Annotated in this window: 8 protein-coding genes; 6 read left to right on the plus strand and 2 right to left on the minus strand. The window is 58.8% G+C overall.

Annotated features, from left to right (window positions below):
* Positions 1 to 279 precede the first annotated feature (279 nt).
* Positions 280 to 1,098: a DUF2189 domain-containing protein gene (locus AC2FMY_RS01555; RefSeq protein WP_496747187.1), complete on the minus strand. Its 819-nt coding sequence runs from the start codon at positions 1,096 to 1,098 to the stop codon at positions 280 to 282.
* Between the two features lie 238 nt (positions 1,099 to 1,336).
* Between AC2FMY_RS01555 and AC2FMY_RS01560 the strand changes: the two genes are divergently transcribed.
* The gene (locus AC2FMY_RS01560) at positions 1,337 to 2,518 is read left to right on the plus strand and encodes an MFS transporter (protein WP_496747189.1); all 1,182 of its coding nucleotides are present in this window, start codon (positions 1,337 to 1,339) and stop codon (positions 2,516 to 2,518) included.
* A 98-nt stretch (positions 2,519 to 2,616) separates the two neighbouring features.
* Positions 2,617 to 3,480 (plus strand): DMT family transporter, encoded by an 864-nt coding sequence (locus AC2FMY_RS01565; RefSeq protein ID WP_480750192.1) that lies wholly within the window; start codon positions 2,617 to 2,619, stop codon positions 3,478 to 3,480.
* On the opposite strand, the gene AC2FMY_RS01570 is transcribed toward AC2FMY_RS01565, so the two are convergent.
* Entirely contained in the window at positions 3,470 to 4,276 is an 807-nt protein-coding gene (locus tag AC2FMY_RS01570) for a putative rhamnosyl transferase (RefSeq protein WP_480750193.1), read from the minus strand. The genes AC2FMY_RS01565 and AC2FMY_RS01570 overlap by 11 nt on opposite strands.
* A 403-nt stretch (positions 4,277 to 4,679) precedes the next feature.
* Here AC2FMY_RS01570 and rpsL point away from each other — a divergent pair, with 403 nt between their 5' ends.
* The 4 genes from rpsL to AC2FMY_RS01590 form a co-directional block, all read left to right on the plus strand.
* Positions 4,680 to 5,051 carry a 30S ribosomal protein S12 gene (rpsL, locus tag AC2FMY_RS01575; RefSeq protein WP_005621086.1) on the plus strand — a complete coding sequence of 124 codons (372 nt, stop codon included), beginning with the start codon at positions 4,680 to 4,682 and terminating at the stop codon, positions 5,049 to 5,051.
* A 15-nt stretch (positions 5,052 to 5,066) separates the two neighbouring features.
* Positions 5,067 to 5,537 (plus strand): 30S ribosomal protein S7, encoded by a 471-nt coding sequence (rpsG, locus tag AC2FMY_RS01580; protein WP_138842352.1) that lies wholly within the window; start codon positions 5,067 to 5,069, stop codon positions 5,535 to 5,537.
* A gap of 18 nt (positions 5,538 to 5,555) precedes the next feature.
* A complete protein-coding gene (gene fusA, locus AC2FMY_RS01585; RefSeq protein WP_480750194.1) occupies positions 5,556 to 7,673 on the plus strand; it encodes an elongation factor G in 2,118 nt (705 codons plus the stop codon).
* 88 nt (positions 7,674 to 7,761) lie between these two features.
* Positions 7,762 to 7,871: GTP-binding protein (locus AC2FMY_RS01590; RefSeq protein ID WP_170611170.1), on the plus strand; the 110-nt coding region annotated here is incomplete at its 3' end.

Raw genomic sequence — 7,871 nt, forward strand, 5'->3', positions numbered from 1 at the left:
GGCAAAACTTCGGCTGGTGAGCACAAAGTGAACTCTGCGGCGGGTTAAGCTTCTCGCACCAATCGAATAAAGGAAAAACTGGTCAGACCGGTAAGAAGGATGGGTCTATTGCCCGGTTATTCCGGCTATCTTCAGATTTGACGATTGTTACCCGGCACTGATTGCTGGCATTGCTCAATTCGGCACGCCCGAGGACTTGCTGCTCGGTCCCGCGGAAATTGAGCATTACCCCCGCCGACGAAACAAGCGCACAGGCTCTCTGAGTGGCGGCTGGATACATCATCCTTCGGCGGCAGACACTGCCCGCTGATAGAGATGCCATGTGGTGTGACCAAGGATCGGAAGGGTAAAGATCAGCCCCAGAAACGCGGGAACCAGCGACAACAGCATTGTGACCGATATGATCGCCGCCCAGCTGAGCATGACCACTGGGCTTTCCGAGACGACGCGTAAAGAGGTTAACATGGCGGAAACAAAATTGGTTTCCCGGTCCAGCAGCATCGGCATGGCGACGACGGTCACCGAGAACAGGACAGCCGACAAAAACGCGCCCACACAGGTGCCGACCGCAAGAAAGATCCAGCCCTGAGGTGTAAAGAATACGGTGTTCAAAAAACCGTCAAGATCCGAAAAGGATGCATTTTGCAGGATGATCGCCAGCCAAAGCCGAACCTGGTAAATCCACACCCAGAAAATGAACAGGGTGACAAAGGCCATCCAGCCCATTTCGCGCTTGCGTTGATTGGCCATGACGATGAGGATCTCGGACCAGCCAAAACTCTCTCCCTTCTGCAACCGGCGGGACATCTCGTAAAGCCCGGCAGCGGCGAAGGGTGCGATCAGCGGAAAGCCTACAATGGCAGGAATGATCATCCAGATCTGACCAAGCCAGACCAAACTCCAAACCAGCAGGATTCCGAAGGTTGCATAGAACAGGCCGAAAAAGCCGCTCATGACGGGGCGCGACAGAAAGTCGGAAAACCCGGCCTTCAGCGAAGCGGAAATATCACCCCCGGTCACTCTATTGACCTTGGGCAAGGCCCCTTGTTGCGGCGTCAGATTGTCCGGTGGTGTAGGGTCTGCAGTCTTGGATGTCATGACACACTCCTCCCAAAGCGTGGCATCGCGCTGGTCCGTCTGCCAACAGATCCGACTGTGAGGCAGACATTCCTCTCCCGCATACAAATTTGCATCAAGTGAAGCGCAAGGGCAAGTTGGGAGTGTGATCGCTTCGCCCCAAAGCAAACCAACACGGCGTGCGTCGCTAAGGTCAAGCCCACTGTGACAGCGAACTTGCCCATGGCTTTGCCAGCGCCGTGGGAGTATCGAAGGGGACATGCTCAATCCGCCCCTCCGAATCCTTCTTCTTGTCCTGTTGCTCTGGCTTTCAGGGCTTGGTGCGGCCGGGCAGTTCGCCAAGATCGCGGTTCCGTTCGACATGCTGGCGCAAGCCTATCCCGATGCGGCTGCAAGCTTGGGTTTGGTTTTGTCCGTCATCAGTCTCTTTGGCATCCTTTTTGGCATGACTGCGGGCATCGTTGTGGCGCGGGTGGGGTATCGCCGAATGCTGGTGCTGGGCCTGTGTCTGGGCGCGGCGATGTCGCTGTGGCAAGCCGCCCTGCCTCCAATTGTTCCGATGCTGGTCAGCCGCACCATCGAAGGGTTGTCGCATCTCGCCATCGTCGTCGCCGCGCCCACGCTGATGGCGCAGATCTCCTCGGATCGATATCGCAACCTGGCGATGACTTTGTGGAGTACGTTTTTTGGCGTGTCCTTCGCCATTGTAGCATGGGTCGGATTGCCATGGGCGCAGGTTCACGGGCTAAAGGCCTTGTTCCTCGCCCATGGTCTGGCCATGGCGGCGTTGGCTGCTATGGTGTGGCTGGTGCTCAAACCCGATGACCCAACGACCGGGGCGAAAGTTGGCTCGATTACGCCGCGTAAGGTGTTGCGCCAGCATCTTTCCGTCTACAGCTCTCCTCGCCTTGCCGCGCCTGCTGTCGGCTGGCTTTTCTATACGCTGACTTTCGTGTCACTGGTCGCGATCCTGCCCATCTTGTTGCCAGCTGACCTGCGCGCCACCATAGTGGGGTTGATGCCATTGACCAGCATTGCGGTGTCGCTGCTGGTAGCCACCGCCCTTATGCGCATCTGGTCTGCCATCGGTGTCGTCGTGTTCGGCTTTGCCCTGTCCGCGCTTGTGCTGGCGGGGTACTGGTTGGGGGTTTCAGCTCCGATTCTATGCGTGACACTGTTTGGGACACTGGGCCTTGTCCAGGGCGCCAGCTTTGCCGCCATCCCTCAGTTGAACACATCAACAGAGCATCGTGCGCTTGCCAACGGGGCAATGGCCCAGATGGGCAATTTGGGCAACACACTGGGAACACCGATCTTTCTGTTCGTTCTGGGGCGCTATCAGTTTGGTGGATTGGTGAGCGCTGTGATCCTGTGCTATCTCGCCGGGATTATCGTGCATATATGGTTGTGGCGCCGCCGCAGCCTCATGCAATTCCGTTAACATCTTGCCTTTTTTGACATCCATGCCAGAACTGTATGGTTGGCAGGCTCACGGACCCGACCGGAGCGGTTGACACCCCCTGGCACCGAGGTCGCAACATGTCTTCCAACACGCAAGGCGCGTTCCTGATGATGGGCAGCATGGCGGCGTTCACGATCAACGACGCGATCGTCAAGGCGGCCGCAGCGGACCTGCCCCTGTTTCAGCTGGTCGCCATGCGCGGTGTTCTGGCCACCACGCTGATCTATGTCCTGTCTCGGCATTTGGGCACCCTGCACCTGAATTTCCCACGGCGTGACAAGATCCTTGTTGCATTTCGTTGCGTTGCCGAGGTCGGCGCCACGTTCCTGTTTCTGTCAGCGCTGGTACACATGCCGTTGGCGAACGTGACGGCGGTCTTGCAGGCATTGCCCCTGACCGTGACCCTGGGTGCGGCGATTTTATTCAAGGAACCGGTCGGGTGGCGGCGGGCGGCGGCAATTGCGGTCGGGTTTGCGGGCATGCTGTTGATCGTCCGCCCTGGTCCTGAAGGTTTCAATATCTATGCGCTTTATGCGTTGGCGGCGGTCGCCATGATTACCGCCCGAGACCTTTTGACCCGGCGCATGTCGGCCGCCGTACCGTCAATGGTCGTTACGCTCGCAACGTCCACCACCATAACACTCACCGCCGCATTGGCATCGCTCGATACCGGCTGGGTGCCGGTTGCGCCAGCCACCGGCATGATGGTCGCCTCGGCGGCGGTGTTCGTTCTGATGGGGTATCTGTTCAGCGTCATGGTGATGCGCGTTGGCGAGGTCGGGTTCGTCGCCCCGTTCCGTTATTCAAGCCTGATCTGGGCGCTTCTCCTGGGCTTTGCAGTTTTTGGCGATTGGCCTGATCCGCTGACTTTGTTTGGCGCGGCTCTCGTCGTGGCCGCCGGCTTGTTCACTCTGTTCCGCGAGCGCGCGATCAAGGACTGAACCCGCGCCTGGAAACCCGGTCGGTGTCAATCGCAAACCGGGCGGCGAATTCTTCTTTTTGATCCGCCGTCAGAGGCAACAGGTCGACGGGTTGCGCCCTTGCCCTGCGCGAGTCGTTAAAGCTGCCATGCGACCGCACCCACATAGGCACGTCCGAAAAGCTGACCGCTGGCATGAACCGCGCAATCTTGTTGTGCGCAAAATTCATGATCGTCAGCGGACAGCCGCCCCGGACATACATCCCAAGTGCCACTCCCAGGAACGGTCTGGTTTCTTCCAGTACGCGGGTGCCACCGCTGTTGAATTCAGCTGCGTAACCACGACTGAAATCGACTGCGACAGCCTTGTTGCGTTTCAGCAACCCGTCGCAGTCGCCGGCGGCTTGCCGAAGTCTGGCGACAAAATCAATCGCGACGGCATCGTCGTCGTCATGCCGGAACTGCAGACATGGTGCATCTGGTGATGCGCGCTCCGCATTCAGGATTTCTTTCATCACCTCCCGGTGCGGGCGCGGCGGTTGGGCGACGATCCTGACCTGCCGTATATCGGCAGTCAGGTCATGCAACCGGTCGCGATCCGGTTTCGGCAGGCTGTCCCCAATCACGATGATCAAGGTAAAATCCTGATCGGTTTGCGCGCGCAGCCCCGGTAGCGAGACGGCTTCAAACAGCCGGAATCGCTCTTCCAACCGGTCGCAATCATAGAGATAGCGAATTCTGTCCTCGACAGTGTCATGCGCGACCTGAAATCCCCCAAGTGCGGGGTACGAAAAGCGGCACAGGCCGAGAACTTGCATCTATGACTTCCAGCGAGGTTTGTTCCCGACGGACTATGCCGCTGGCCGTCTGCGTCTGCAACCGCTCCGAAACCGGCTTGTTTTCCGGTCAAAACGGCGATATCCGGCGGATAAGGCGCCCTGCGCAGATGGAATCGGGTCGGGCTGTTGACACTTTGCCCGACTCCCCCTATTACGCGCGTCATCTCGGCACCGGGGGCCGCCCCAACGCCGATTCCAGTAATGAACTGGTCAAGGCCCGGACAATTTTGCAGTTCGCGCCCTCTGATAACAAACCGCGACGTTCACCTCGGAATGGGAACGCTCGCGGGTTTTGCGCTTGTGGACGCATAAGCGCAGCGAAGTTAGCCGCACGCAACGCGCGTGCATGTCATGTGTGTTGCAAAACGGGGAAGAAACCGGAATGCCAACTATTCAACAGCTGATCCGCAAACCGCGGCAGCCGAAAGTAAAACGCTCGAAATCCATGCACCTGGAGCAGTGCCCGCAGAAACGCGGCGTCTGCACACGTGTTTACACCACCACACCGAAGAAACCGAACTCGGCTATGCGTAAGGTTGCCAAGGTGCGCCTGACCAACGGGTTCGAGGTCATCTCGTACATCCCCGGTGAAAGCCACAACCTGCAGGAACACTCGGTTGTTCTGATCCGTGGCGGCCGTGTGAAAGACCTTCCCGGTGTGCGTTACCACATCCTGCGCGGTGTTCTGGATACCCAGGGCGTCAAAGACCGTAAGCAACGCCGTTCGAAATACGGCGCGAAGCGTCCCAAGTAAGAAGGAGAGGCTGATATGTCACGTCGTCACGCCGCCGAAAAACGCGAAGTCCTGCCTGACGCCAAGTTTGGCGACAAGGTTCTGACCAAATTCATGAACAACCTGATGATCGACGGCAAGAAGTCGGTCGCAGAGCGCATCGTCTATAACGCGTTCGATCGCGTTGAAACCAAGATCAAGCGCGCACCCGTCGAAGTGTTCCACGAAGCGCTCGACAACATCAAACCTTCGGTCGAAGTTCGCTCGCGCCGTGTGGGTGGTGCAACCTATCAGGTTCCGGTCGAAGTGCGCCCCGAGCGCCGCGAGGCACTGGCCATCCGCTGGCTGATCGCCGCCGCGCGCAACCGCAATGAAAACACCATGGAAGAGCGCCTTGCTGGCGAACTGCTGGACGCCGTTCAGTCCCGCGGTACCGCCGTCAAAAAGCGCGAAGACACCCACAAGATGGCCGAGGCGAACAAAGCCTTCAGCCATTACCGCTGGTAACCCTAGAGGCTTACACTTATGGCACGCGACTATCCGCTTAATTTGTACCGCAACTTCGGTATCATGGCGCACATCGACGCAGGTAAGACCACCTGCTCGGAGCGTATCCTGTATTACACCGGCAAATCCCACAACATCGGTGAGGTGCACGACGGTGCAGCCACCATGGACTGGATGGAGCAGGAACAGGAACGCGGCATCACCATCACCTCGGCTGCAACCACCACCTTCTGGGAGCGCACCGAGGACGGTCAGACCGCCGATACCCCCAAGCACCGCCTGAACATCATCGACACCCCAGGTCACGTTGACTTCACCATCGAAGTCGAACGCTCGCTGGCCGTGCTCGACGGTGCCGTCTGCGTTCTGGACGCAAACGCCGGTGTTGAGCCCCAGACCGAAACCGTGTGGCGTCAGGCTGACCGCTACAAGGTTCCGCGCATGGTGTTCGTCAACAAGATGGACAAGATCGGCGCAGACTTCTTCAACTGCGTCCGCATGATCGAAGACCGCACCGGCGCCCGCGCGGTTCCGGTTGGTATTCCGATCGGTGCTGAATCCGAGTTGGAAGGCTTGATCGACCTGGTCACCATGGAAGAGTGGCTGTGGCAGGGCGAAGATCTGGGCGCAAGCTGGATCAAGGCCCCGATCCGCGACAGCCTGAAGGACATAGCCGAAGAATGGCGCGGCAAGATGATCGAAGCGGCCGTCGAAGAAGACGACGACGCGATGATGATGTACCTGGAAGGCGAAGAGCCCGATGTGCCGACCCTGCGCAAACTGCTGCGCAAGGGCACTCTGGCGCTGCACTTCGTTCCGGTTCTGGGTGGCTCGGCGTTCAAGAACAAGGGCGTGCAGCCGCTGCTCAATGCGGTGATCGACTATCTGCCCAGCCCGCTGGACGTTGTCGATTACATGGGCTTCAAACCCGGTGACGAGGAAGAAGTTCGCAACATCGCCCGCCGCGCAGACGACAACATGCCGTTTGCGGGTCTGGCGTTCAAGATCATGAACGACCCCTTCGTCGGTTCGCTGACCTTCACCCGGATCTACTCCGGCGTGATGAACAAGGGTGACCAGATCCTGAACTCGACCAAAGGCAAGAAAGAGCGCATCGGTCGTATGATGATGATGCACTCCAACAACCGGGAAGAGATCGACGAAGCGTTTGCAGGCGACATCATCGCGCTGGCGGGTCTGAAAGACACCACCACCGGTGACACCCTGTGCGATGCCAAGGAACCTGTGGTTCTCGAAACCATGACCTTCCCCGAGCCGGTGATCGAAATCGCGGTCGAGCCCAAGACCAAGGGCGACCAGGAAAAGATGAGCCAAGGCCTTGCCCGTCTGGCAGCCGAAGACCCGTCGTTCCGCGTGGAAACCGACCTGGAATCCGGTCAGACCATCATGAAGGGCATGGGCGAACTTCACCTGGACATCCTGGTGGACCGTCTCAAGCGCGAATTCAAGGTCGAGGCCAACATCGGTGCGCCGCAGGTGGCTTACCGTGAGACCATCTCGATGCCGGTCGAACACTCCTACACCCACAAGAAACAGTCGGGTGGTTCGGGCCAGTTCGCCGAGGTCAAGCTGGAAATCCAGCCGACCCAACCGGGCGAAGGCTATTCGTTCGAAAGCCGCATCGTTGGTGGCGCGGTTCCGAAGGAATATGTGCCGGGCGTCGAAAAGGGTATTCGTTCGGTCATGGATTCCGGTCCGTTGGCTGGCTTTCCGGTGATCGACTTCAAAGTGGCCCTGCTGGACGGCAAGTTCCACGACGTTGACTCGAGCGTTCTGGCGTTCGAAATCGCGGCGCGGATGTGCATGCGCGAAGGCATGCGCAAAGCTGGTGCGAAGCTGCTGGAACCGATCATGAAGGTCGAAGTGATCACCCCGGAAGAATACACCGGTGGTATCATCGGCGACCTGACCTCGCGTCGGGGTCAGGTGTCGGGTCAGGAACCGCGCGGCAACGCGATCGCAATCGCTGCGTTCGTTCCGCTGGCCAACATGTTCGGCTACATCAACACCCTGCGTTCGATGTCGTCGGGCCGTGCCCAGTTCACCATGCAGTTCGACCACTACGATCCGGTTCCGCAGAACATCTCGGACGAGATCCAGGCGAAATACGCATAAGACCGGGTGGCGGGGTGAACCCCGCCCTACCCATTCCACTGTAGGGTGGGTTTCATCCCACCATCCGTAAGAAAAAAGGAGCCTTGCAATGGCAAAGGAAAAGTTTGAGCGTAACAAACCGCACGTCAACATCGGCACGATCGGCCACGTTGACCACGGCAAGACGACGCTGACGGCGGCGATCACCAAGTATTTCGG

The organism is Ruegeria sp. YKSE079, from assembly GCF_059612845.1.